We start from the raw sequence: 26,233 nt of genomic DNA on the forward strand, positions 1-26,233 counted from the left end.
TAAAGGATAGCCATAGGGTTATATTAAGATTGCAAAATGGTCATTTTTCGATTGTGAAACGATGACGAATTTAGTAAAATAAAACCATCTAAAACATAGGTGAGATTAGGCAAGATTGAATGATTGATTACCTGTCACAGTGACAGTTTAGTTTGATAGGAGGCATAGTATGTGTTGGTGCGATATCGTATTTAAATCCGGGGCAAACCGTTTAGGTCAGGGTCTCGAAGGTACCCTTCATTTCTTGGCGTTCTGGGTGCTCACACTCAGCTTTGTGCGCTTGGGCGTGTTCTGGATTTTCGGATTATAAAAACGGTTTAACTTAAACTTTGCATAGGCTCAATATATTCATTTCGTTGAAATGATGTATATTGGGCTTATTTTTATGGTCTAAACTTGATTTAATTATTGCAAATTTGATTGACGAGTGATATATTTAACTCGTGATAAGAAAAATGAATATATTTTCAAAAATTATTTGTCACTCATATCACATGGAGGTTTAGGGCGTAGGTTTTATATCTATTAGGGGGCTATAATATGCGCACATTTAAAGTACCATACTCAAAAGACTTCATTTCAATCCAGGTGCCGGAAGCAAATCTCAAAGGCGTTTTAGAATCCGGCTCAGCCGAATATAAGGCTACGGCACCTGAAGAAGCATTAGTGGAACAAGCCTTGGATAATCCGATTGGCAGTGTCAAATTAGAAGACCTGGTTAAAGGGAAAAAGAACATGGTCATCATCACCAGTGACCATACCAGACCGGTACCAAGTAAGATTACCATGCCGATTTTGCTGCGTCGAATCCGTGAGGTGAATCCTGCCATTGATATTACAATTCTCGTGGCTACCGGTTTTCACAGACCCACAACCAAGGAAGAAATGATCGATAAATTCGGTCCGGACATCGTAGCCCATGAAAAGATTGTAAATCATATATCCGGTGATGACTCGCAAATGGCGAGAATTGGTACTTTGCCGTCAGGCGGTGCGTGTATCATCAATAAATTAGCTGTAGAAACAGAATTACTCATAGCCGAAGGTTTCATTGAACCGCACTTTTTTGCCGGTTTTTCCGGAGGTCGTAAGAGTATTTTACCGGGGATTGCCTCAGCGGTTACAGTCATGGCCAATCACTGTGCTGAATTTATAAATAGCCCAAATGCCAGGACCGGTATATTGGAAAACAACCCTATTCATAAAGATATGAAATACGCTGCTAAAGCTGCTAATTTAGCATTTATCCTAAACGTTGTTATCGATTCTGAAAAGCATATTATCAATGCCTTTGCCGGCGATTCTGAAAAAGCCCATGAAGTAGGCTGTGAATTTGTTTCAAAACTTGCCAGCGTACCAAAGGCACCCGCTGATATTGTTGTTACCACTAATGGCGGCTATCCGTTGGACCAGAATATTTATCAAGCGGTTAAAGGGATGACGGCCGCTGAAGCAACATGCAATAAAGATGGCGTTATTATTATGATTGCGGCCTGCAATGATGGGCACGGCGGTCAATCCCTATATGATAATTTAAAGGCGGTCAAAACCCCTAGAGAACTGCTTGACCGCATTGCTAAGGTGCCACGGAATGAAACAATTCCGGATCAGTGGGAAATGCAAATTCTAGCACGAATTCTTGACCAATTTACAGTCATTGTTGTGACTGATCAGTGTGATCCTCAAATGTTAAAAGACATGCATATTGAACATGCCTTTACATTTGCGGAAGCTTTAAATCGTGCTATGGAGATAAAAGGGAAGAATGCATCAATAACTGTCATTCCTGATGGAGTATCGGTTGTAGTGAAATAAAAGGAAATTAATAAGGAGCAGTAACTGAAATGTGAGTTTAAAAACTCGATTTCGTTACTGCTCCTTACTTTGTTTTAGACTTACCATATATTAATCAACGAGGAGGTGTTTTTATACTTGCTATAGATTAATAAGTGGGGCGGCGCAAAATTAATCTTCGCGTTCGTTGTCCATTGGTTCGCCGGATTTTGTTACTTCTACAGCTTTAGCATAGCTTTCTAAAAGAAGACGATAATTTGTAAAAATACGACCCCAAATTTGAGCCCATTTGTCGGCTTGAGGTGTATGCCATGTGCGCTGTAATTCTGCCAATACAGCACCGGCGTCAGTTACCACAACCCCTGCTTGGGTGAGGCGCATCATAGTGGCCATAGCAGCTTCTTTGGAATACGTACCGGATGCGTCAGGCACTGCAAATACGCGATAGCCTTCATTAACAGCACAAATAGCCGGTAATGCCATGCATACACTTGTTACCGTACCGGCGATGATTAACGTCTTTTTACCGGTTGCTTTTACAGCATCTACGAAATCTTTACAATCCCAAGAGTTTACTTCGCCGCGACGTGCTACATATACTGCATGCGGAGCCACTTCATGGATTTCCGGAATCAACGGACCATTTGGACCTTGGGGTACGGAAGCCGTCGTAATAACAGGCATATTTACTAATGCAGCTGCTTCAGCTAACGCAATCGCTCTGTCGCGAATACGCAAGAAATCAATGTCATTAATACATTGGAAGAGACCGCTTTGGTGGTCAATAAGCAACATAGCTGTGTCATTAACGTCAATCATAGGGGCTTTGCCGTCAAAATTTTTGTAAAGTTCCATTTTGAAATCTCCTTTCAAGGAATACAAACCTTGGTACATCTCTGGTGTACCTTGTGTATCCTATTATAGTGAGCGGGCTATTTAGAAACAATATGCAGAAATTTAAATATGTCTATACTTTGGCTGATTGTTAGAAAGCAATGAACAGAAAATAAAAAGTGTACATAAATTGCGTTTTTTGTAAAAAATATACAGAAATTGAAATGTGTTTATAGTTGACCGGGTTTTTCACAGAAATAATAGTCTCCATGATAAAATAAGAGATAATAATATAGCTATGATTTCAACAGTAAGGAGATGGAGATTTACCTTGATTGAAAGCTCGAATGAAAAAACAGGAACTAAACGACACGTATCAACGGATACTCGCGAACATATAAAAGATACACTGCTGCTTATGCTGAAAACCAGTCATTTTCGGACCATCCGCATTACCGCACTTTGTCGGGAAGCGCATATTGCGCGAGGAACGTTTTATTTATACTACAACACCATTGATGACTTGTTGGAGGATATTATTAACGATAGCCTGCAACTTATCAATTCCATGACGCCCAAAGAAAAGCAGGGATCGCTTAAGAAGTTGCAAATTATGTTAAATCAGACGGGGGATGAGGAGTTACCGAAGGACAGCTCTTTATTTCCGCCGTGTCATAAATATTTGGAACTTGAAAAATACAGATTCCTCGTAAAAGATGCGGATGTGGCTCCGATTATCGCTCAAAAAATCCACCAGTATGAAAGCCCTAAGATCGTTCCGGTGCTCATGAAAGAGCTAAATATGAAACAGGATGAAGCGGAATTGCTTTTTAAATTTATCGTTAATGGCAGCAGCTCGGTTAACCGCAGTTTGTTAGAGTTAAAAGAGAACGAGTGGTATCGCCTGCAAAAGAAGATTTTGCAATTTATTTTGGGCGGTTTGAAATGTGACCAGTGGAGTTAAAAAGCTCGGAGTATTCAATTAAATAGTGTGTGTACAAGCTCAATGTATAGCCAGCGTATTTATAAGCTATACATTGAGTTTTTTTGTTGTGAAAAAATCATAGAGAATTAATATGAATAAAATGAAATTAACATGGATTAGTGAATTTATAGTAAAAACTTTTCATTAATATATATTGTAACTATTTATTAATATATTTTCTGAAAATTATCATTTTAAAAACATGAAGTTTTCATGCGTATTTACTGATTAAAGTAGTAAATGAATAAAAGTTGTGACGTATTATTGCGATTTGATTATAATAAATTGGAACTAAAAAATAAATAAATCCTTTTATATTGCGTGTTGATGGACATAATAAACCTTCTTATATCAAACTTGAAATAAGAACTATATTAATGAGTTTAAAATGAAAAAATAACATTGGAAATATACGAATTGAATTGACAGTTATAAACACAAATTATAGAATTAAGATAAATAAAAGTGATATTTTTTGAGGTATTAATAAGGTTTTTAAAATGAATTTACTGTGATTTTTTTATCATGGGGAGGTTCTGTAATGAATAAGCAGTACAAAGTCATTTGGAGTAAAGTAAAAAACAGTTACGTAGTAGTATCTGAGTTGGCCAAACGTAATGGCAAAGCCGGATCTACACATAGCCAGTCAGGCCAGAAAATTGGCGTGGCTCTTTCTGTGTTGGCACTGTGTGCTGGGATGACAGCCGGGGTAAGTGCGGCTGATCAGTATTACAGTGTTAATGATATGAATGGTGCATTATCACAATTTGGGAATAAAAGTAACGACGGAGCCCAAGGTGTTGGCTCTGTAGCTGCCGGTGCAGGTGCTAAGGTTGAATCTGCTTCCGGTAGTTTCCAAGGTGCTATGGCTACCGTTGTAGGCTCTTTGAATACTGTAGCAGCTGGAACTCAACAATTTGATGGAGTTGCTAATTCTATTGTTGGTGCAGCTAATGCCACGCAGAATGCCAATGCGACACTTATTTTTGGTGCCGGTAATGCGGTAACTAATTCTTATGGTAATGTAACCTTTAATGTTGGTAATGTTGATCCGACTGATCCAATCGCTACGGCTAAAGCTTTAGCTGCTTCGGTAGGTGACAGTGGTGGTCAAGTTTTGGTTGTTGGTGGTGCTAATACAGTAGACTATGCTCGTTTCTCGGCTGTTACCGGTGTTGGCAATAAGTTGAATGGTGCAGACGGCAATACCAGTGATTATAACTTTATTACCGGTGCAAAAAATACTTTGACCAATACGGATGGCACATATGTAATCGGTTCCAGCAATACTGTGTCAGATGGGACGTCCAATATTGTAATTGGGGATAAACGTAAATTGACGGGGCGACTAATGACGTTGTCATCGGGTCTGCTGATGCAGAAATGGCAACAACTGTATCCAACGCAACTATCCTTGGACATAATGCTAATGCAACCGTAGATAATGGCGTAGCTTTAGGTTCTAACTCATTGGCTAATGTAGATTATGGTGTTGCAGGTTATGATCCGTCCACAAAAGCTGCTTCTACGGATACATCAGCGACTTGGAAATCTACTTTGGGAGCTGTATCTGTTGGTGTACTTGGTAGTGATGGAACAGCAACTGCAACTCGTCAGATTACAGGTGTTGCAGCCGGTGTGAAAGACACTGATGCTGTTAACGTGGCACAGCTTATGGCTGTTGCCGGTAATAGTTCGGGCGGAAGTTCGGTACATTTTTTCCAAGTTAATTCAGGCACTAGTGGTACTAACTATAATAACGATGGAGCTAAAGGGATAGACTCTATTGCTATAGGTAAAGCTAGCACAGCTGCAGATAATAGCATTGCTATCGGTAACGGTGCAAGCGTTTCTGATAGTAATGGTGGTAAGGGTAGTGGCGATATTGTCATCGGTAACGGTGCAAAAATCAATAACTATGTAGACCAAAGTGCTAGTATTGCAATAGGCCAAAATGCGCAGATTGATAACATGGCCGGTATGCAAGAATTTATGTTTGGGCTAGGACAAACTAATTATAATATAGTTGATAGACCTGGTGGCGGTATGGCATTTATTCCGGAAGATCCTTCGAAAGTAGCTACCGGCATTGCGATTGGTGAAAACACCTTCGTTCGTACCGGTGGTTTGATGATTGGTACGCATAATTATCGTGGAACTCTAGGCGATGTTGATGTAGATAGTGCCAATATCCGTGCTACCGGTGTTAATGTTAATAGTACGACTTTAGGTACAAACAGCTATAACAGCGGAGCTTTTGCCACTATTGTAGGCTCATACTCTATTGCAAGCGGTAACTATGCCAGCGGTGGTGATGAGAATAATGCCGGCAAAAATCTGGGAACTACTATTGTAGGTTCTTTGAACAGTGTAGAATCCTCTACTGCTGAAAATACTACATCAGGTGTAGCCAATAGCGTTGTTGGTTTTGCAAATCGTACCTTTAATTCAAATGGATCTTTAATATTTGGCGCGGGTAACGAGATTACTAACTCTGTAAGCAAAATTGAAGGGGTAGATATTTCGCTTGATGGTTCGGCAAAAGATTTACAAACTGGTTTAATAGAAGGTATTAAGAATGCTAATAGTGGCGGATCCACGTTGGCGATTGGTGGTGGCAACAAGGCAGATTACACGCAACAATCGGCCCTCGTCGGTGTTAATAATACTTTAGAAGGTACTGAGGATTCCGTAGCTCAATATAACGCGTTAACCGGTTTTAACAATACGGCAACCGGTGTAACTAATGTAACTGTAACAGGTAGTAATAACACGGTTAGTGGCTCTACATCAATTGTTAACTTAGGTAATGAAAATGCGGTAGCAGACTCTAACAATACTATTCTTCTTGGCGATAATCGTACTGTAACAGGTTCCGATAATAGCGTTATCTTAGGTCGTGCTAATAAAGAAACTACGACTGCGCTTCGTGCCGCAGCTGATACTACTTTAACTACAACAGCAGATAACGTTGTTGTTATGGGTTACAATGCTAATGCGACTGTTGATGATGGCGTAGCGTTAGGATCTAATTCTGTTGCTAGTGTTAATAAAGGTGTAGACGGTTATAATCCTAGTACAAAAGAATTATCCGGTACTGCATGGACTTCTACGATAGGTTCGGTATCTGTAGGTGATGCAGCAAATGATATCACTCGTCAGATTACTGGCGTAGCAGCTGGCACTGCAGATACAGATGCCGTTAACGTAGCTCAGTTGAAAGCTAATAAAGTAACGGTAACTGCAGGTGATAATGTCACACTTACGACTACAACTGGCACTGATGGATCTACAGATTATAAGATTGCTTCTACAGATAAAAATATATATCTTACTAGTGCAGCTTTTGACAATGGGACATTAACTCTCACTCAGACTGAAGGTACACCTATTACCGTAAGTGGTTTAGCAACAGCCGCTCAAGTTGAAGCTAATAAGATTCATTACTTCCAGGTAAATTCTGCGGCTAATGGCACTAACTATAATAATAATGGCGCAACCGGTACAGATGCAATTGCTATCGGTAAATCCAGTACATCCGGTGCTAATAGTATAGCTATCGGTCAATCGACTACAGCTGCTAATAATAGTATTGCTATCGGTAATGGTGCCAATATTAATAACTACGTTGATCAAAGCGGAAGTATTGCTATCGGTCAAAATGCGAAAATTGAAAACATGTCAGGTATGCAAGAGTATCTATTCTCTATGGGACAAACAACGTTCACTGCAGGTAATTGGCTCGGTACTCTTCAAATACCGAATGATCCATCCAAAGAAGCAACTGGTATTGCTATAGGTGAAAATACCTATGCTCGTACAGGTAGTCTTATGGTTGGTTCGCATAATTATCGTGGATTATTAGGTGATGTAACGGTTGATAGTGCTGATACTAAAGCACAAGGTGTAAATATTAATAGTACTACATTAGGTACGAATAGTTATAATGGTGGTGCATTTGCAACGATTACGGGCGCTTATTCGATTGCCAGTAGTAACTATAATGGCGGTGGTTTTTCTTCTAGTGCAGGGAAAAACTTTGGTGCTACCATTATGGGTTCTTTGAATAGCATAGAGTCTGCTACTGCGTCTAATTCATCCGGTATCGCTAATAGTGTTGTAGGTGTGGCTAATAGAACCTTTAACTCCAATGGTTCCTTAATCTTTGGTGCTGGTAATGAAATTACTAACTCCATTACAACAATAGCAGCACCAAGCTCTGCAGGAGATTCTGCTAAAGCTTTACAGACAACATTGATGAATTCTATTAAGTCGTCCAATAGTGGTGGCTCGACTCTTGCAATCGGTGGCGGCAACAAGGCTGATTATACTCAACAATCTGCCCTCCTTGGTGTTAATAACACCTTGACCGGTGCTAGTGACAATATTAGCCAATACAACTACATTACAGGTTTTAAAAATACCGGTACTAATGTAGATAATGTAACGATTATCGGCACAAATCGTACGGTATCTGATGCGGCTAATAGCGTAGTTATCGGCTCGGCTGATTCTGTAATGACATCGAGTGCAAGTGATGCGGTTACTATCGGTCGAAATGCAAATACAACTATTGATGGTGGTGTAGCTTTAGGCTCTAATTCTGTGGCAAGCGTTGATAAAGGCGTAGATGGATATAATCCTAGCACTAAAGCGTTAACCGGTTCTACATGGACCTCTACAGTTGGTTCCGTATCTGTTGGTGATGCAGCCAATGATATTACTCGTCAGATTACAGGTGTAGCAGCCGGTACTCAAGATACAGATGCTGTTAACGTAGCTCAGTTGAAAGCAAATAAAGTAACCTTGAAACAAGGCGAAAATGTAACGATTACTACTGATGTGGCTGATGATGGTGCAACAACGTATACAATTAAATCAACAGATACAAATACAGTTTTAGCTAAAGGCGAAGTAACATATGTTGGTGCCGATGGTACATTAGTTTTGACTGACTCTGATAATAATCCAATTACCGTGACCGGTTTAAAAAATACATACCTTACGGGAGCATCTTTAGAAAATAATACTTTAACACTTACTCAAAATGAAGGGGCTCCTATTACCGTAACCGGTATTGCTACAACAGCTGAATTGGCGGCTAATAAAGTTAAATACTTCTCTGTAAAATCTGAATTAGCAGCTAACCAGAATAATGACGGAGCTAAAGGCACAAACTCAATTGCTATTGGCCCGAATGCTGTAGCTCAACGTGAAAATGGCATAGCTTTGGGGACCAATGTCTATTCCGGCGGCAAGGGCAGTATTGTCATCGGTAGTGATGCTAAAGTTTCGGAAAATATTGCTTTGGATGGTAGCATTGTTATCGGTAAAGGAGCCGTAGCCTTCACCGGTGGCGGTGAACAAGAAGCCTTATTGGGAATGGATCCAACGAATTGGCCTAAGCGTGGTTCCGGTGGATATGATAATCCGACTGATGCTAGCCGAGTAGCTACATCTATCGTTATCGGCACAAATGCTTTTGGCCGTACGGGTTCGATTGATATTGGGGATCGTGTATACCGAGGCACCATGGGTGGTAAACAAATTACTGATAACAACACCAGTTTTCATGTAAATCAGACTACCTTGGGTACGAATACCTATAATAAAGGCTTGTTTTCGACTATGATGGGCTCTTACTCTATTGCTACGGGTGGTTTTGATGGTAGTGGTAGGTTGAATACCGGTGCTTATGGGGCACAAAACTTTGGTGCTACTGTATTGGGCTCTTTAAATAGTGTTAGATCTAATGAAAAGTTACCTGAATTTTTTGGTGTACCAATAGGTTCGTCTTATCAGGGTATTGCAAATACTATTGTTGGCTTAGGCAATATTACGGATAATACTAACGGTTCATTAGTATTTGGTGCCGGGAATAAGATCACAAACTCTATTACCTCTATTTCTATGCCAACGAGTGGCGCTGATTCCGTAGATGCTATGGTGGATAAGCTCCAAACTGTGATTAAAGACTCTAAAAGTGGTGGTGCGACCTTAGCTATCGGCGGTGCTAACACGGCTGATTACACCCGTACATCTTCTATCATTGGTGTGAACAATACCTTGAAGGGGACAAGTAGCAACATTAGTCAGTTTAATGCGTTGACCGGTTATCATAATACAGCAACTAATGTAGATAACGTAACTGTGACCGGTTCTAATAATACTGTAAAAGATACAACGACTGCTGTTGTAATTGGTGATAATCGTACATTAACCGGTGTCAATAATAATGTTGTTATTGGATCCGCAGATTCCGCACTTGAAACAACTGTTAGTGATGCAGTAGCTGTTGGTCGAAATGCTAATGTTACTATTAAGGGTGGCGTAGCTCTTGGTGCTAACTCTGTGGCTCGTACAGATAAGGGTGTTGTAGGTTATGACCCATCCGGTAGAATTACCGATGCGGATAGTATTTTAGGTAGTAATACACAGTATCAGAGCTTACAGACGGAAGTAACTGATGCACAAACAACGGTAAATGATTTAACCGCTAAGGCAGCTGAATATCAAGCTAATATTGATATGATTGTTTCCATGTATCCGGATAATTCGTATGAACAAGATGCGGGATATCAGGGAATAAAAGCATCTCTTGAATCAACACAGGCTCAGTTAGCTACAGCTCAGGCAGATTTGGACAGCAAACAAAGTGCATTGGCTGAAGCAGGTAAAGCTTTGTATACATGGCAGTCCACAGCCGGATCGGTATCGGTGGGCGATGTTTCTAAAGGAATCACCCGTCAAATTACTGATGTGGCAGCTGGTACTGCTGATACTGATGCCGTTAACGTGGCACAGTTAAAACAAGTGGCTGAAGCTGCTGAAGATGCCGGTAAGACAACTTTGAACTTCACAGGTGATGATACCACAGCTACTATTGCTCGTGGCAATGGTCAGACCTTGAATATTACCGGTGGTGCAACAGCAACTGATGCCGATGGCAACAGCTTATTGACTGATAACAATATAGGCGTTGTAAAAGACGGCGATAATGCACTGAAAGTACAGTTGGCTAAAGACCTTACAGGCTTAAATAGTGTTAAAGTTGGTAATGCGGTAACTCTTGGTACAACAGGCTTGATAATCACTAATGGTCCATCTGTTACTACAACAGGCATTGATGCAGGTAGCAAGAAGATTACTAATGTAGTAGCGGGTACAGATGATACAGATGCTGTCAACGTAAGTCAGTTGAATAGTGCTATTAAAGGTGCAAAACATACTGAAGTTACCCTCAATGGCGATGCTCCGACTGCAGGTGCAAATGGTGCTTTAGGTGAGTACATCGGATCTAGCAACCTTACTATGGCTGTGCAAGATGTTGACGGCCAGAAGGTTTACGACTTGAAGATGAGTAAAGACCTAGTAGCTGGTACTAAGCCTGGTGCAGATGGTAAAAACGGCGAAGCCGGTAGTATTACTATTATTGGTGAATCTGGTAAAGATGGTGCTGATGGAAAGAACACAAGTGCCAATATTACCGTTAAAGACGGGAAAAATGGACTTGATGGTACAGATGGAATCACACGTATTGTTTACAAAGATGAAGACGGTACAGATCATGAAATTGCAACCATGGATGATGGTTTAAATTTCACAGGTGACACAGAAAATGTAACCATTGCTAAGAAGCTTAATGAAACCTTGTCAATTACCGGTGGCATCACTAAGGCAGATCAACTTACAACGGAAGATAATATCGGTGTTGTAGCAAGCGACAGTGGCTTAAAAGTAAGATTAGCCAAAGACTTGCAAGACCTCAACAGTGTTCGTATTGGTGGTACAACTGAAAATGGTAAAGGCATCTACATTGCTAACCAGTCTGTAAGCACCTCAAAAGGCAATGCTGAAGAAGGTACGATTGCGTCTGCTGAAGATGCGCTGAGTCTAGGTAGTTATGCCAATGCAAGTAAAGATACAGCTGTTGCTCTAGGTGCGTATGCTAAAACTGATCGTGGTGCCGGTGAATTATTTGGCTATGTACCAGGCTTAACCGGTGATGAATTGACTAAATTCCAGACGGATAACGCAGGTTCTGTTATTTGGAACAGTAATCGTGGTGCGGTCAGTGTTGGTATAAAAGGTAAGGAAACTCGTCAAATTACAAATGTGGCAGCCGGTACCGAAGATACGGATGCTGTTAACATAGCGCAGTTGAAGGCGATAGATAGTAAGGTTGATGCTAATAAAATTTCTTATTTTTCTGTAAATTCTTCAACAGAAAGCAATAAAGATAATGATGGTGCTACCGGTGTAGAGTCTATTGCCATAGGTGGAGGAGCTAAGGCGAAGCACTATCAGAGCATTGCAATTGGTGGATTTACTGAGGCTGCTAATATAGATAGTATTGCAATTGGGTACTTGGCATCGGCAACAGAGATGGCCGATAACGGTGTAAGTATTGGACGAGAAACGAGAAATACAGTTCCTAATGGCATTGCTTTGGGAAGTTATTCTGTTGCTGATCGTAGAGAGAATATTCTTAGTTATGATCCTCTTACAGAAACTAATTTTAACTTTACACCTGAAATGCAGACTGCGTTAGACGCATGGAATGCGGCGGCTGCTGTATATTATCAGAACCCAACTCCGGAAAATGCACAGGCGGCTAAGGATGCCGGTATGAAGTATCGATTGATGGTTGCACCGTGGATGGCCGGCATGGGGTCACTCTCGCTTGGTAATGGTGAAGAAGGTCTTACCCGTCAGATTACTAATGTGGCAGCCGGGACAATTGATACTGACGCAGTTAATATAGCCCAACTTAAAGCTGCCAAAGTTGAAGTGCTTGCAGGCACTAATATCAGCAGCATAGATAAAGATACGAGTGCGGGTTATACTCAGTACAAAGTTAATGCAAAAGATACAATAACTGATAGTGCTACATTGAGTGGCGATACGATTACCTTTACTCGTAATGATGGAACGACTTATAAAGTAAGTGGTTTAGCATCAACTAGTGCACTAGATACTAATAAAACAAGATATTTTTCGGTAAATTCTACTGATGCGGGAAATAGAGGTAATGATGGTGCTACAGGGGCAGGTGCTTTGGCTGCCGGTGTAAATGCTAAAGCTACTAAGTCAGCTGATACAGCTATTGGTAATGGATCGAGTGCGTCAGGCAGCTGGAGTATTGCTGCAGGGGCTGGGAGCAACGCTTCAGGCACAGTTGCAGTAGCAATGGGGTATGGTGCTACTGCGGCTGCTAATCAGTCCGTCGCAATCGGCTATTCGGCTAAAGTAACGAGAAATGACTCGATAGCGATTGGGCGTGAAACGCAGGCAAATGAATTAAATACGGTAGCTATTGGTCTTCAAACAAAAGCTAACGGCAATCAAAGTATGGCTTTAGGTTATGGAGCCCTTACTGAACGTAGTGCTAATAATGGTTTAGCAATTGGTGTAAGTGCTTATGTGGGTCCTATACGTTCTACTGACCCAGTGCAAGGTGTGCCGGGTAATAGTACATCAGTTGTAGATGATGACACTGTGGTTGAAGCAGGCAAAGAACAAATGAACTCAATTGCTCTTGGCAACTCGGCTAAAGCATTTGGCTATCAGACGACTGCTTTAGGTGCCGGAGCTGAAGCACATGATACGAATAGCTTGGCAGTCGGCATAATGGCTATTGGTAAAGGTAACTATGCAACGGCATTAGGCAAACAGGCGTATGCTAATGGTAATGAAGCAACGGCACTTGGGCACTGGGCGCGTGCGTACGGCGATAATGCAATTGCTATTGGATCCTATGCAATTACTAATACCTTGGATGGAACAGGCACGGTAAATAATGGTATTGCTATTGGTCAGAAAGCGCGTGTTGCCTCTAATAATTCAGTCGCTTTGGGGCAAAATTCTTTAGCATATATTCCTGATAGTGTGAAAACGGAAGCCTACTTAACAAACGAAGCTTTTGCAGCGGAAAATGGTGTGGTTTCCGTAGGCAATGCTGAATACACAATCGGTGATGATACTGTAGCAGCTAATCGTCGTCGTATTACGAATGTGGCCGGTGGTGCTGATGATTATGATGCCGTTAACGTGGCACAGCTTAAAGAGTTATCTTCTAAATTAACTCAAGAGGCTACCAACAGTAAATTATCTTCCGGTAAAAATATTACTATTAACACAACAACTGATGATAATGGAGTTAAGACAAATACTATTGATTTGAATGATAAAATTACATTGAATAACGCAGCTGCACCGGGGCAACAAGTAGTAGTTGATGGTACGACATCGAATATTACTGCCGGTACAGGCAATAATCAAGTAGTAGTTAATGGCTCTAATGGGCAAGTAACAATTGGTGCCCAAGGTAGTCAGCTCACTATTGGTAAGCAAGGTGATACGGCGAAAGACAAAGAGGGCAATCTGATTAATCCGGATAAGACAGGTCACTATATTACAGGTCTCGACAATACGACTTGGAAGCCTGAAACGAACGGTATCGTGGAAAACCGTGCCGCAACTGAAGGACAATTGCGTGATGCGGTAAATAATATTGGAACTCAAATCGGTGACATTAATACCGATATTGAGGCCATTCAAAATGCTAAACGTGAGTTTATCAGCGATACCGAAGAAAAAATTGAAGTCGGTAATGCTGAAACCTTAAGTATCACCGGTGGAGCGATGGAACCTCTGACTGAGGGCAATATTGGTGTCGTGAATGACGGAACTAAAGGTTTTAAAGTTAAATTATCATCCAAACTTTCCGGTTTAGAACGTGTTACTGTAGGTTCTGGTGATACAGCAACTGTTATCGGTACTGATAGTGTAACGACTACGGAACTTGTAACGGGTAATACTACGGTTAATACGGATGGTGTAACGATTAAGACTACTGATGCAGCTAAATCAGATATTAAGCTCACTAGTGATACTATCAGCATGGGTAAAAATCAGATTCATGATGTAGTAGCCGGTGAAGCTGAAACTGATGCGGTCAATGTTGGTCAGTTAAATAGTGCGGTAACGAATATCGGTTCCAATATGAACTATTTAGGTAATCAGATTAACAAACTGGATAACCGTGTGAACCGTGTCGGTGCCGGTGCAGCAGCTCTTGCAGCTTTACATCCGTTAGATTACAATCCGACGACAAGATGGGAATTTGCAGCCGGTGTGGGTAACTACAAAGGTGCGAATGCAGTAGCAGTTGGTGCGTTCTATCGTCCACATAGCGACATGATGTTCAGCCTCGGCAGTTCCTTTGGTGGCGGTGAAAACATGGTTAACGCCGGTGTAACTTGGCGTGTTGGTGCCGGTCAGACAACTAACTACGGATCTAGCCAAGCGATGGCTCAGGAAATCGATAGTCTCCGTAGTGTAGTTAACGATCAGCAGTCCATGATTCAGTCGCAAAATCAAAAATTGGATACGCAAAGCGCTCAATTGGAAGAACAGAAACAACGTATAGAAGAGTTGACTCAGCTCGTAAATTCGTTGGTTAACAAATAAGAGTAGAGAACATTTGCAGCTAAATAGTGTGTAGAGGTTAAATGTTGCATTATAACTGCATAGAGCTTACAACTGAATAATTAAAAAGAGCGATAGTACTAACTATAGCCGGATCACCGGGATTAGTATTACTATCGCTCTTTATTTGATTTTAAGTGCAATATATCAAATTTTGGACATAAAAATGGTGGACCACCAGGGGTTCGAACCCTGGACACCCTGATTAAGAGTCAGGTGCTCTGCCAGCTGAGCTAGTGGTCCATAACAACATAGCTATTATATACTTATTGTTTCGAAATGTAAACCCTTATAGCAGTAAAGTTTAAAAATTATGTAAAATTTAAAGAAAACATAAGCTTTTAAAAGTTTCCGATATTCGTTTATTTTTAGGGGCCGGGAGATTTTTATTTTTTACAACATTTTGTAAAAATAATGTAATAACTTATAACGGTGCCGTAATTAAGGGGGAAAGCGTCGCTGTTGGTAGGTAGAAAAAAATGTGTATTTTCGGTATAATTAATTGAAAGAAGTAATAGAGAAATTTTCTATTATTATTTTAGATTAGTAGAAGTATGAGGGTAGAGAGATGAAGTATCGAAGTACACGAAGTGAAGAAACGGTAAGTGAAACGTATGCATTGCTCCATGGCTTGGCAAGTGACGGGGGTCTATATGTGCCGGCCTTATTTCCGGAACGCTGTCTGACTTATGACATGGTGGCGGAGAAATCCTACGAGGACATTGCGTATACCGTATTAAAAAATCTTTTCACAACTTTTGATGAAGCGGAATTACGTTCCATGATTGCGTCGGCTTACAGCAAAGCAAATTTCAGTACGCCTGAAATTGCACCGTTGCATTCTATTTTGGAACGTTTATCGGTGCTCGAATTGTTCCACGGACGTACGCAGGCGTTTAAGGATATGGCATTGTCCTTGTTCCCGTATTTGTTGGTAGCCGCCAAAGAAGCGGAAAAAGAAACGGATGAGGTGCTTATTTTGACGGCCACTTCCGGTGACACCGGTAAAGCGGCGCTGGAAGGTTTTAAAGATGTGCCGGGCACTCACATTCAGGTTTTTTATCCGACCGATGGCGTGAGTCCGATGCAGCAAGAACAGATGCAGAAACAAGAGGGCGATAATGTTAATGTAACGGCTATTCGCGGTAACTTTGACGATGCGCAGCAATTTTTAAAACGCCTCTTTGTGGACGAATCGATGGCTGAAAAAGTGGCGGCTAAGGGAGTTCGTTTCTCCAGTGCCAACTCCATTAATGTCGGTCGTTTGGCACCGCAGGTGGTTTACTATGTGGCAGCCTATGCAGAACTTGTAAACCAGGGTGCTATTCATCGCGATGAAGTGTTTAATGTGGTGGTCCCTACCGGCAACTTCGGCAATATTTTGGCCGCTTATTATGCGAAAAAGATGGGTGTGCCAATCGGTAAGTTGATTTGTGCTTCCAATCGTAATAATGTGTTGACGGACTTTTTCAAAACGGGCACCTATGATATGAAGCGTGAATTCTACACGACCATTTCACCGTCCATGGATATTTTGGAAAGTTCCAACTTTGAACGCTTCTTATATTATGTGAGCGGCGAGGATTACGAAGCCACCAACAGCCGCATGAAGGATTTAAAACAAAACGGTTCCTTGTCGGTAACGGCCGAAGAGTTACAGCGCATTCAGAAGGATTTCAGCGGTCAATTTGTTTCCGACGAAGAAACGAAAGCTGTCATTGCGCAGGTTTATAACTCCTACGGTTATTTGTTGGATCCGCACACGGCGGTGGCCATGGGGGCCTACATGAAGGAATTGCAGGCGCATCCGGAAGATGGTGGCCGTCATACGGTGATTGCGGCGACGGCCCATCCGTTCAAGTTCCCGAATCCGATTTGCGAAGCCTTGGAAATTCAGACCGGCGATACGCCATATGAAAGCCTTGAGCACATCAGTGCGGTGACGGGCGTGGCGTTCCCGAAACAACTGGCTGCTTTGCAGGCGAAGGAATTGCGTTTTACCAAAGTCATTGATAAAGAATCAATGGGGAAAGAAATACTTGCTTTTGTCGATACTTTTAAAAAATAAGCTATATTGAGTCAGACGCATCCTACTTATTAACGATATAAGTTGTTGGTTGATACTATATAGCAATCAAAATAGTAGTAATACATTAAGAAAGTAGTGACAACGTGAGACAAGCTTTTTTCTATGCCATTGCATCCGCTTTGGCGTTTAGTATCATGAATTTATTTGTAAAAATGCTGGGGCAAGCCATGCCGGCGGCGGAGATTACCTTTTTCCGCGGCCTCATCGGCACGGTGGCAGTCCTTATCTATATGCGGGTCAAGGGCATTGCCTTTTCCACGGAAAATCGCGGGATGCTTACGGTTCGCGGGATTTTCGGCGGTTTAGGCAACTTGTGTAACTTTATTGCTTTGGCGTACATGAAGTTGGCCGACGCGGCGATTTTATTTCAGTTGTCCGGCATTTTCGTGTTTATTTTTAGCACACTCTATTTGAAAGAGTCAGTTCCGAAAGGGGCCGGTAAATGGCTTCTTTTGATTTTGGCGGCTGTTTGCCTTATGATTAAGCCTTGGTCGTTTAGTGAGTTCCATTGGTATTCGCTCTACGCCATCGCCGGTGCTGCCTTTGCGGCCGCTGCCTACACTACGATTCGCAAGCTCAGCCAAGTGGGACATCACAGTAATTATGAGATTATGTTTTATTTCTTAGTGACCACCATGATTGTCGGTGGTATCTTGATGGGACCTGATTTTGTATGGCCTGATTTGCGGCAATGGGTAATCCTTGGGATTATCGGCGGGATTTCCGTATTTGCCCAATTCTTCCTAACCGGTGCATTTGTGGCCACCAATGCAGTTGTGGCACAATTTTTACAATATATCGGCGTATTCTTCAACGCCATGTGGGGCTTTGTGATTTTTGACGAAACCTTATCGTGGCTGACGGTCTTGGCCGGTATTATGATGTTTGTCGCATCGGTTATGATTGCTCGTTTAAAAGAGCAACACGTCAAAGTATAAGCCCTAACAAAGGTAGGTGCCGATATGTACTTAGCAACTTTGGAAATTGAGAATTTTCGTAACTTGAATCAAACGAAGTTGAGTTTTCACGAGCATTGTAATTATCTGATTGGTGAAAACTCGATTGGGAAGTCTAATTTGTTGGCCTTGATTCAGATCATGACATCCGGCAGAAGGCTGGTGGAAGGGGATTTTTTTGATATCGTAAAACCCGTCAAGGTTCGCCTTGAAATCGTGGTGACGCCGCACGAAGAGTTGCCTCCCTTATTGATTAAGGCGGTTAAAAACGGTCGTATTCTGCTCGAGTGGGAGCAGGTGAATGTAGCGACGAAGCCGCGTCTTTATGAGGTGTTGACTACGACGGCACGGCGGTCGGTACCGCTTAAAACGCTCACTTACATGGCCTATTTTGCCTTGAAGGATATTGGCATTTATTCTTTCGACACGAAGGAGGAGTCCTTTTACGAAGAGCTCCGCGATTTGTTGGGCGAGGCCCTCGATGTGGCGATTTGTAAAAAAGATTCGCCCGTCACGAAGTCTATGTCGCTCATTGCGCTGCGCATTCGGCAGTTTCAAATGGTCATGCCTCATTTGCCGATTTACATGATTATTGTATTGGCTCAGTTGACGCAATGGCCGCTTATGGAACGAGGATCCATGACGCATACGAAAATTGATAAGAGCGAGCGTTATGCCGGCTTTTATACGCCTGATGCGCTACGCCTCGTGGCCATGGTGGTATTTCGCTTGGTGCAGAAGATTTTTCGTTTGAAAAAACAAAATCGCCTCGAGTCGCGTATTGTCGTGATGAAGGGAAAACGGTATTTACCGCTGGCTATCAGCCTCGATGAAGTAGAAACCCATTTGAACCCGCTCATGCAGCGGGCCATGGTAGATTATTTTAAAGAAATGATGGCCAATGAGAATATCGGATTTTTGCGCATCTTAAAAGATGTGTTCGGCATTGACGGTATTTTAGGCCAGGTCTTTATCGTTACCCATTCGGCGGAAGTTTTGTCCGATGATTATCGGCAGATTATTCGCTTTTATCGCCAGCCGTCGGGGTCGTTGAAGATTGCCTGCGGGGTGACCTTTGAAGTGTCGTCGGAGGCGGAAGAACATTTGATTGCTTATTTTTCAGCGGTCAAAGAGGCCCTCTATACACGTTGTGTTATGATAGTAGAGGGCGAAACAGAGTACAGTAGTTTTCGGCAGTTTGCCAAAACGCTCGGTATTCCGCTCGACTTTTACGGCATCGGGCTTATCAATGCCCGCGGCCAAGGGTCTATCAGCCGATTGGCTGAATTATTTAATCGTTTTGACATTCCCGTCATTGCCCTATATGATAGGGATGTGCGTACCGACGTACGGGCGGGTAAAAAGCAAGTATATTTCACGGATACAATTTGCTATGAATATGATTTGGTCAGTCACTTGATTCGCCGGCGCCAACGGTCCGTTTTGGATAATATTGTGCGCATGGTAGTCAGTCTTGAAGGCGGTTCACAGCTGGTGTCCAAAAAAGCCATCACCCAAGGGGTGGATAAGCTGATTAAGTACGCCAAGTCGCAAAATGAGTCAGCTCAAGGTCTGGTGAACCGGGCGTTTCACGAACGCAAATTAAATTCGATTCCGAATCGGGAAGAACACCTATTGGAAGTGTATTACTTCAGTTGGCTGTTTTTTCAAAAAGGAATTACTATCGGCAAGTGTATTGCGTATAATATAAAAGAGCGGGAGGATATTCCCCCTGCGTTTGTAAAAGTTATAAAAAAAGCACAGCAGCTGGCGCAACAACAGGACGCCTGGCTGGCTGTGGCAGAGGAGACGAAATATGGAAAATAAGACATATGAATTCGGTTTAGTCGGTTTGGCCGTTATGGGTCAAAACTTAGCGCGTAATGTGGCACACAAAGGTTTTAGCATTGCTGTTTATAACCGTACGCCGCAGAAAACGGATGAGTTTTTGCAAAAATTCGGTCACGAAGGCAACATCGGCGGCGCTCACAGCCCTGAAGAACTCGTTAACATGCTCGCTAAACCTCGCAAAATCATGTTCCTCGTAAAAGCTGGCCAACCGGTAGATGACATGATTGAAGCGTTCTTGCCATATTTGGATAAAGGCGACATCTTAATCGATGGCGGTAACTCGTATTTCAAAGATACGCGTCGCCGCAGCCAGGAACTCGAAGCTAAAGGCTTCCGCTTATTAGGCGTTGGCGTATCCGGCGGGGAAGAAGGGGCTCTTAACGGTCCAAGCCTCATGCCGGGCGGTAACGAAACGTCCTATAAAGAAGTGGAAAAAATTTTCACGTCCATCGCCGCTCAGGTGGCTGACGGTCCTTGCTGCAGCTATGTTGGTGATGACGGTGCCGGTCACTATGTAAAAATGGTGCACAACGGTATCGAATACGGCGATATGCAGCTCATCTCCGAAGCGTATTTCATGATGAAAGAGTTGCTCCACATGAGTGCCGAAGAAATGGCCGAAGTGTTCACCGAATGGAATAAAGGCGTACTCGATTCTTATTTAATCGAAATCACGTCTAAAATCTTGCGCGTACGTGACAAAGAAACGGGCGAGCCTTTATTGGAAAAAATCCTCGACAAAGCGGGCCAAAAGGGTACCGGTAAATGGACGAGCCAGGAAGCCCTTGATTTAGGAGTACCAATTCCGACTATCGCGGAAGCTGTATTTGCGCGCGGCATGTCGGCTTACAAAACGGAACGCGTGGAAGCGGCTAAGATGCTCAAAGGTCCTGAAGGGGAATACAAAGGCGACAAAAAAGCCTTTATTGATGCTATTCATTCCGCATTGTATGCATCCAAAATCTGTTCTTACGCACAGGGCTTTGCGTTGATTAAAGCAGCAGCCAAAGAATACAACTGGAATATCAACTTTGGTGATATGGCGCTCTTATGGCGTGGTGGTTGTATCATTCGTGCCGTATTCTTGGAAGATATTAAAAAAGCGTTCGAACGCAATCCGGAACTTACCAACTTGCTTCTCGATCCGTTCTTCATTGAAGCCATCGAACAGCATCAGGCTAAATGGCGTGAAGCGATTATCGAAGCCAAACGTTTCGGCATTCCGACTCCGGCGTTCTCCGCATCCCTTGATTACTACGACAGCTATCGTCGTGCCAATTTGTCCGCTAACATGATTCAGGCGCAGCGCGACTTCTTCGGTGCACATACGTATGAACGTGTTGACCAAGACGGTATTTTCCATACCGAATGGGAAGCTGAATTGGAAGGGAAATAAAATTTTTGGTGGGTTAAGTTTGTCGTTACACGAATGCTCTTATTAGATATTTTAGGCTTCGTTTGAATTGAATAAAACTTGCACGAAAGGGGCACATCATGAAGCATAATAAATTTATGGATAGCACATGTTTATTAATGCATAAGGATGTGCCCTGTATTTTATTTTCTTTTGATAATATGATGCTTTGGGCACAGGTTAATGAAGTGTTAAGTATTGCTCATTTGCCACCATATATGATTGATAACTTCCGTGGCTACGAATATAATTTGAATAAATTTTTGGATCATCGAGTTATTCCTAAAGAACGGCCCAATATCAGTGCCATTAAGGATTACTTTGACAGTGATTCCTCGCTGGAACTATCCTTGCGCTCCTATATGCTTAGCGTGTCCGATCATTATTGGATTAAACCGGCCGACAGTAAAGTAACTTGGGCTGATGTAAACTTCTATGATAATTCATTTGAAGATGATTCGATATTTATCTCATCTTTGACGACGTTGAAAAAACAGATTGGCGATAGAACGCTGATTTCGTTTCATAGTCATACGCCGAATACTTCGAATAACGGTACTTTACCGCAGATGTGGTTGCATACAGATGAATCGCCGGTTCTATATAAAACAGGTAATCAGCCGTTTATGCAGGAGCCTTTTAATGAAGCGGTGGTTTCCGATTTATTAGATGTACTGGGTTTTAACCATGTGTTGTATCGTTTGGGAACATTCGGTGGCTCGGTCGTATCCGCTTGTGATGCGTTCACGACGGCGTCCATCGAGTTTATACCGGCTTGGCAATTGGAAAAATCCAGAACCAATCATTTAAACGGGTTAGATAATTATTTGGAATTTCTACGACAAAATGGTTGTGCCGTAACGGATGAAATTCGTAAGCAGCTGGAAGAAATGATTATTATTGATTATCTGACAATGAACGATGATCGTCATTGGGGGAATTTCGGTATCTTACGGAACAGTGAGACACTTGAGTTTATAGGTCTGGCGCCTATTTTTGATAATGGCCGAACCTTTGCATATAACTCTTTTAGTGGTGATTATGAAGCACAGCCGGCACCATATAATTTGTCTAAAGCGTTTGCTGAAAACGGTACTCATGACCGTGAACTTACTTATGTAACAGGGGTTCATGATATCGATTATGCTGCATTGAAAGCGGCAGTGCCGGATATTTTTGAAAAAAGATTAATTGAAGTGATGGCACGCTTTGAGGCGGTTGATACGAGTAGGGAAGTCGTGGTAGTGCTCGAGCGAAAAGTGCCCGGGTTGATTCAGACTTTATTAGGACGTATTGATGCGATGGCGAAAGAACTCGGTTAAGATGGCTTTATTTAAAATTAAATACGGGCATGGTTTGACTTTCTTGCTCTAAATTTATATAATTAGAGCAAGAAAGTTATTTTGTTTTAAGGGGGGAGCTATATGAGTAAAAGTGCTGTAATAAAAATGGCCTATGAAAATAATGGTATTGTTACTTCCTCTATGGTTTCAGAAGCCAATTTATCGAGAAATTATTTATCGCAACTTGTTAAGGATAATAAATTAGAGAAAGTATCTCGTGGTGTATATACGTTGCCGGAAGCATGGGAAGATGAGTTTTTAAACGCACAAGTTAGCTATAAAAGAGGATTTTTTTCATTAGGGACAGCTTTGTATTTACATGGTTTTACAGATAGAACACCAATGCAATTACAGTTTACATTTCCTGAAGGTTATAATACATCGGCCCCCATTAGAAGTGGGTTTAGATGCAATAAAGTAAAGAAAGATGTATTTGAGTTAGGTGTTGAAGAGGTGACTAGTCCATCAGGTAATTTGGTCAGAGCGTATAATATTGAGAGAACACTTTGTGATATTGTGAAAGTCACTAATAGAGTTGAAATTCAAGTGATAACAGATGCCTTCAAACAATATATGAGTAGTAAGTCTAAAAATATTCCCTTATTGTCATTTTATGCCAAAATATTAAAAGTGGATAAGAGAATTAGACCTTATTTAGAGGTATTGCAATGAGTAATGTTATGAAATTTAAAGCATTAATCAAAAAAGTTGCGAAGGAAAAACAGATAACAGCTCAATCTATTTTACAAAACTTTATGTTAGAACGATTTTTAGAACGAATGTCTTTATCATCTTATAAAGATAAGTTTATTCTTAAGGGCGGATTTTTGATTGCTTCTATTGCCGGTTTATCAGCACGATCAACAATGGATATGGATGCAACAATTAAAGGATATCCAGTTACTCAAAAAAGTATAGAATCTATGATATCAGAGATAATTGATATACAGCTTAATGATGAAGTTGCATTTGTGTTGAGTTCAATTAAGGAAATACGGGAAACGGATGATTATGCTGGTTATAGAGCAGCCTTAAAAGGAGAATATGCTAATTCGAAATTAGCTGTAGATTTAAAAATAGATATTACAACCGGTGATAGTATCAGCCCGAAGGAGATTAAATACTCATATCCATTATTATTTGAGAATAGAAGTATCTCAATTTTGGCGTATAGCTTTGTTACTGTATTGGCAGAAAAAATTGAAACCATATTATCCAGAGGTGATCAGAGCACAAGACCGAGAGATTATTACGATGTCTTTTTACTTTTAAAACTCTTTGAGGAACGGATTGATTTTTCAGTATTATTTGAGGCAATACATAAAACGGCAACGAGAAGAAATTCGGTGTTTATTTTTTCTGATTATCCTAACATTTTGGATTCTGTTAAACATAGTAAAGAAATGCAAAAACGTTGGGAGATATATCAATATGAGTATAGCTATGCACAGCATATAATATTTGATGATATATGTGATTTGATAAAAACTATAATGGATAAAGAAAAGGTACTGTAACGAATTGAATAAAAAATCAATTCGTTACAGTACCTTGTTTAATTTATTTTTTAGTTATCTACCTTAGTGGTCTTAATTCTGCATGAAAAATGACCTAATCGTTAAGTAACGACTAGGCTATTTCTCAATTTCCTATTTTCACCAGAGATGAGCCTAGCGGTACTAATCACTATGACGGCTCGTCTTATGTATATCTTAACGCAATAAGCTATAAGCGTCAAGTTAATGACTTAGGGGGATATTTCGTTGCAGCCCTTTTGTTTAGTTCTTGTCTTAGAAATCTTCGTAATCTTCGATTTCCGTAATCGGTGCGGATCGTTTTACGGTGTTAGATAAGGTACCGATGCCCGGTACGGTGATGGATACGAGATCGTCTTCCTGCAAGAAGCGAGGTGGTTCGAAACCGACGCCTACACCCGATGGCGTACCGGTGGCGATGATGTCGCCCGGTTCCAAGGTGATGCCGCGGCTTAAGGTGCTAACCAAGGTCGGGATGGAAAAGATTAAATCTTCTGTGGAGCCCGATTGGCGAAGTTCGTCGTTAACATAGGTGCGAATTTCAAAGTCGCGCGGTTGTTTGTTGCCGATTAAAATGGCAGGGCCCATTGGGCAGAAGCCGTCCAGGCTTTTACCTAAGAACCACTGATTGTGACGACGCTGTAAATCGCGTGCCGTTACATCGTTTACAATGGTGTAACCGAAGATGTGATCATATACTTCATCTTCCGGAATGTTGCTGGCTCGTTTGCCGATGATGATGGCCAGTTCGCCTTCGTAATCCACTTGTGAAGTTGCATTCGGATGCAACGGAATTACGCGGTTAGGGCCGGTTACGGCTGTCGGTAATTTACTGAAGAAAATAGGGAACTCCGGTTCGTCGGCCGTTTTGTCGAATTCAACGATGTGTTCGCGGTAGTTTTTGCCCACGCAGATAATGTTGCGATGTGGGCTGAACGGTGTATCGATGGTTACATCGCTGAGATTGTAAGGCACGGCTACAGGTGATTCATTGTGTTTTTCCAAAGCTGTAGCTAATAATAACACGCCTTCGTCACCTAAGCTGATGAGCTCTTCAATCGTTTCCGGTAGGAAGGAGAAGTATGCTTCTTCCAAATCGGCACTGCCGAGAATAGTTTGTGATTCGTCGTCGATAACGCCCCATTGGCGGAAGCCGGATGGCGTTGTAAAGGTTGCGATTTTCATAAGTCCTCCCAAGTGTAATGCTGATTCATGACCGACCTAAGCCGGTTTTTATACAATCATGTAAATATTATAAATATATTTTTTTCGATATAAAAGAGCTTATATTAAATAAATACGATGTGCTTAAAACTAATTTAATGGATTTCAAGCCGGGTGAATCCATTAGAATATTTATCAAACAGTTTTATATACATCGCCTATTTTTCAAGTAATTTGATCTTCTTGTTAAGCCATTTTTGACAACTGGCACGGTCGTTAAAAAAGCGTAAATCCCGAATGCCGTCAAAATCTACATACAAGCCGTATACAAACGGAATCGGTGTGTTTTCAGCAATATTAAACGTATCAATGGCCATGTAAGTACCCGGTTCTTTTGGTTCTTCCAACGTTTCAAACGGGATTTCCTTAATGGCAAATGCCTCACCGTTTGAGCGCCGGCGCGTACGTTTCGGTACTAATGAAAATGTACGTGATTCACCGTCTTCTTCGATGGTAATCGTAACCGGTTTCTTTGGATTGTAATTGGTCATGAGTCGATTTAATACAGATTTAAAATCACGTAGTGTAACTTCTTGTTCAGTTAATGCGTCGATATATGCCATAGGAAGTTCCTCTTTTCAAATAAATTCACAATACGTAATTGACGAGCTTGGGAGAATGATTAATTGTTTGTATTTATCGATAAGTTAACTATAACATAGATTGATGAATAGATAAAGTAAATAGTTGTAATATTCCTGAAAAACATGAGCACAAA

General features: G+C 41.5%; 15 protein-coding genes and 1 tRNA gene. 12 read left to right on the forward strand and 4 right to left on the reverse strand.

Translation table 11 applies throughout. The features are described from left to right. The first annotated feature begins 169 nt into the window (after positions 1–169). Together MXE28_RS04880 and larA are read left to right on the forward strand one after the other, a co-directional pair. Positions 170–310: a hypothetical protein gene (locus MXE28_RS04880; RefSeq protein WP_021841256.1), complete on the forward strand. Its 141-nt coding sequence runs from the start codon at positions 170–172 to the stop codon at positions 308–310. 230 nt (positions 311–540) lie between these two features. Further along, positions 541–1,815, forward strand: a complete 1,275-nt coding sequence (larA, locus tag MXE28_RS04885) for a nickel-dependent lactate racemase (RefSeq protein WP_021841257.1) — start codon at positions 541–543, stop codon at positions 1,813–1,815. Positions 1,816–1,965: 150 nt separating this feature from the next. On the opposite strand, the gene MXE28_RS04890 is transcribed toward larA, so the two are convergent. After that, entirely contained in the window at positions 1,966–2,649 is a 684-nt protein-coding gene (locus MXE28_RS04890; RefSeq protein ID WP_021841258.1) for an isochorismatase family protein, read from the reverse strand. Positions 2,650–2,959: 310 nt separating this feature from the next. Here MXE28_RS04890 and MXE28_RS04895 point away from each other — a divergent pair, with 310 nt between their 5' ends. The 3 genes from MXE28_RS04895 to MXE28_RS04905 all read left to right on the forward strand — a co-directional run bounded on the left by MXE28_RS04895 (position 2,960) and on the right by MXE28_RS04905 (position 15,085). Further along, positions 2,960–3,592, forward strand: a complete 633-nt coding sequence (locus MXE28_RS04895; RefSeq protein WP_021841259.1) for a TetR/AcrR family transcriptional regulator — start codon at positions 2,960–2,962, stop codon at positions 3,590–3,592. Positions 3,593–4,154: 562 nt separating this feature from the next. Beyond that, positions 4,155–5,054, forward strand: coding sequence for an ESPR domain-containing protein (locus MXE28_RS04900; RefSeq protein ID WP_226974023.1), 900 nt, complete (start codon positions 4,155–4,157; stop codon positions 5,052–5,054). Continuing rightward, a complete protein-coding gene (locus MXE28_RS04905) occupies positions 4,997–15,085 on the forward strand; it encodes a YadA-like family protein (RefSeq protein ID WP_247239878.1) in 10,089 nt (3,362 codons plus the stop codon). Before MXE28_RS04900 ends, MXE28_RS04905 begins: the two co-directional genes overlap by 58 nt. 185 nt (positions 15,086–15,270) lie before the next feature. Here MXE28_RS04905 and MXE28_RS04910 read toward each other — a convergent pair. Beyond that, positions 15,271–15,346: transfer RNA gene (locus MXE28_RS04910), tRNA-Lys, on the reverse strand. A gap of 325 nt (positions 15,347–15,671) precedes the next feature. Between MXE28_RS04910 and thrC the strand changes: the two genes are divergently transcribed. The 7 genes from thrC (at position 15,672) to MXE28_RS04945 (ending at position 24,273) form a co-directional block, all read left to right on the forward strand. Next, positions 15,672–17,171 (forward strand): threonine synthase, encoded by a 1,500-nt coding sequence (thrC, locus tag MXE28_RS04915; protein ID WP_021841262.1) that lies wholly within the window; start codon positions 15,672–15,674, stop codon positions 17,169–17,171. Positions 17,172–17,275: 104 nt separating this feature from the next. Beyond that, positions 17,276–18,130: a DMT family transporter gene (locus MXE28_RS11635; RefSeq protein ID WP_021841263.1), complete on the forward strand. Its 855-nt coding sequence runs from the start codon at positions 17,276–17,278 to the stop codon at positions 18,128–18,130. A 24-nt stretch (positions 18,131–18,154) separates the two neighbouring features. Next, positions 18,155–19,975: an AAA family ATPase gene (locus MXE28_RS04925; protein WP_226974025.1), complete on the forward strand. Its 1,821-nt coding sequence runs from the start codon at positions 18,155–18,157 to the stop codon at positions 19,973–19,975. Beyond that, positions 19,965–21,395: a decarboxylating NADP(+)-dependent phosphogluconate dehydrogenase gene (gene gnd / locus MXE28_RS04930; protein WP_021841265.1), complete on the forward strand. Its 1,431-nt coding sequence runs from the start codon at positions 19,965–19,967 to the stop codon at positions 21,393–21,395. Before MXE28_RS04925 ends, gnd begins: the two co-directional genes overlap by 11 nt. Before the next feature lie 98 nt (positions 21,396–21,493). Beyond that, positions 21,494–22,735, forward strand: a complete 1,242-nt coding sequence (locus MXE28_RS04935) for a protein kinase (RefSeq protein ID WP_226974026.1) — start codon at positions 21,494–21,496, stop codon at positions 22,733–22,735. Positions 22,736–22,837: 102 nt separating this feature from the next. Beyond that, positions 22,838–23,428, forward strand: a complete 591-nt coding sequence (locus MXE28_RS04940; protein WP_247239879.1) for a type IV toxin-antitoxin system AbiEi family antitoxin domain-containing protein — start codon at positions 22,838–22,840, stop codon at positions 23,426–23,428. 8 nt (positions 23,429–23,436) lie between these two features. Beyond that, positions 23,437–24,273 (forward strand): nucleotidyl transferase AbiEii/AbiGii toxin family protein, encoded by an 837-nt coding sequence (locus MXE28_RS04945; RefSeq protein ID WP_226974027.1) that lies wholly within the window; start codon positions 23,437–23,439, stop codon positions 24,271–24,273. A gap of 273 nt (positions 24,274–24,546) precedes the next feature. Here MXE28_RS04945 and MXE28_RS04950 read toward each other — a convergent pair whose 3' ends face one another. Continuing rightward, the gene (locus MXE28_RS04950; protein WP_021841269.1) at positions 24,547–25,476 is read right to left on the reverse strand and encodes a fumarylacetoacetate hydrolase family protein; all 930 of its coding nucleotides are present in this window, start codon (positions 25,474–25,476) and stop codon (positions 24,547–24,549) included. 197 nt (positions 25,477–25,673) lie between these two features. Continuing rightward, positions 25,674–26,078 (reverse strand): hypothetical protein, encoded by a 405-nt coding sequence (locus MXE28_RS04955; RefSeq protein WP_127058403.1) that lies wholly within the window; start codon positions 26,076–26,078, stop codon positions 25,674–25,676. Between the last annotated feature and the right edge of the window lie 155 nt (positions 26,079–26,233).

It is taken from the genome of Veillonella sp. KGMB01456, assembly GCF_023051165.1.
GTDB lineage: Bacteria > Bacillota > Negativicutes > Veillonellales > Veillonellaceae > Veillonella_A.

Coding starts and splice junctions, on each gene's coding strand:
- MXE28_RS04880 (WP_021841256.1), top strand. CDS start 170: ATGTGTTGGTGCGATATCGTATTTAAATCCGGGGCAAACCGTTTAGGT.
- larA (WP_021841257.1), top strand. CDS start 541: ATGCGCACATTTAAAGTACCATACTCAAAAGACTTCATTTCAATCCAG.
- MXE28_RS04890 (WP_021841258.1), bottom strand. CDS start 2,649: ATGGAACTTTACAAAAATTTTGACGGCAAAGCCCCTATGATTGACGTT.
- MXE28_RS04900 (WP_226974023.1), top strand. CDS start 4,155: ATGAATAAGCAGTACAAAGTCATTTGGAGTAAAGTAAAAAACAGTTAC.
- MXE28_RS04905 (WP_247239878.1), top strand. CDS start 4,997: ATGGCAACAACTGTATCCAACGCAACTATCCTTGGACATAATGCTAAT.
- thrC (WP_021841262.1), top strand. CDS start 15,672: ATGAAGTATCGAAGTACACGAAGTGAAGAAACGGTAAGTGAAACGTAT.
- MXE28_RS04925 (WP_226974025.1), top strand. CDS start 18,155: ATGTACTTAGCAACTTTGGAAATTGAGAATTTTCGTAACTTGAATCAA.
- gnd (WP_021841265.1), top strand. CDS start 19,965: ATGGAAAATAAGACATATGAATTCGGTTTAGTCGGTTTGGCCGTTATG.
- MXE28_RS04935 (WP_226974026.1), top strand. CDS start 21,494: ATGAAGCATAATAAATTTATGGATAGCACATGTTTATTAATGCATAAG.
- MXE28_RS04940 (WP_247239879.1), top strand. CDS start 22,838: ATGAGTAAAAGTGCTGTAATAAAAATGGCCTATGAAAATAATGGTATT.
- MXE28_RS04945 (WP_226974027.1), top strand. CDS start 23,437: ATGAAATTTAAAGCATTAATCAAAAAAGTTGCGAAGGAAAAACAGATA.
- MXE28_RS04950 (WP_021841269.1), bottom strand. CDS start 25,476: ATGAAAATCGCAACCTTTACAACGCCATCCGGCTTCCGCCAATGGGGC.
- MXE28_RS04955 (WP_127058403.1), bottom strand. CDS start 26,078: ATGGCATATATCGACGCATTAACTGAACAAGAAGTTACACTACGTGAT.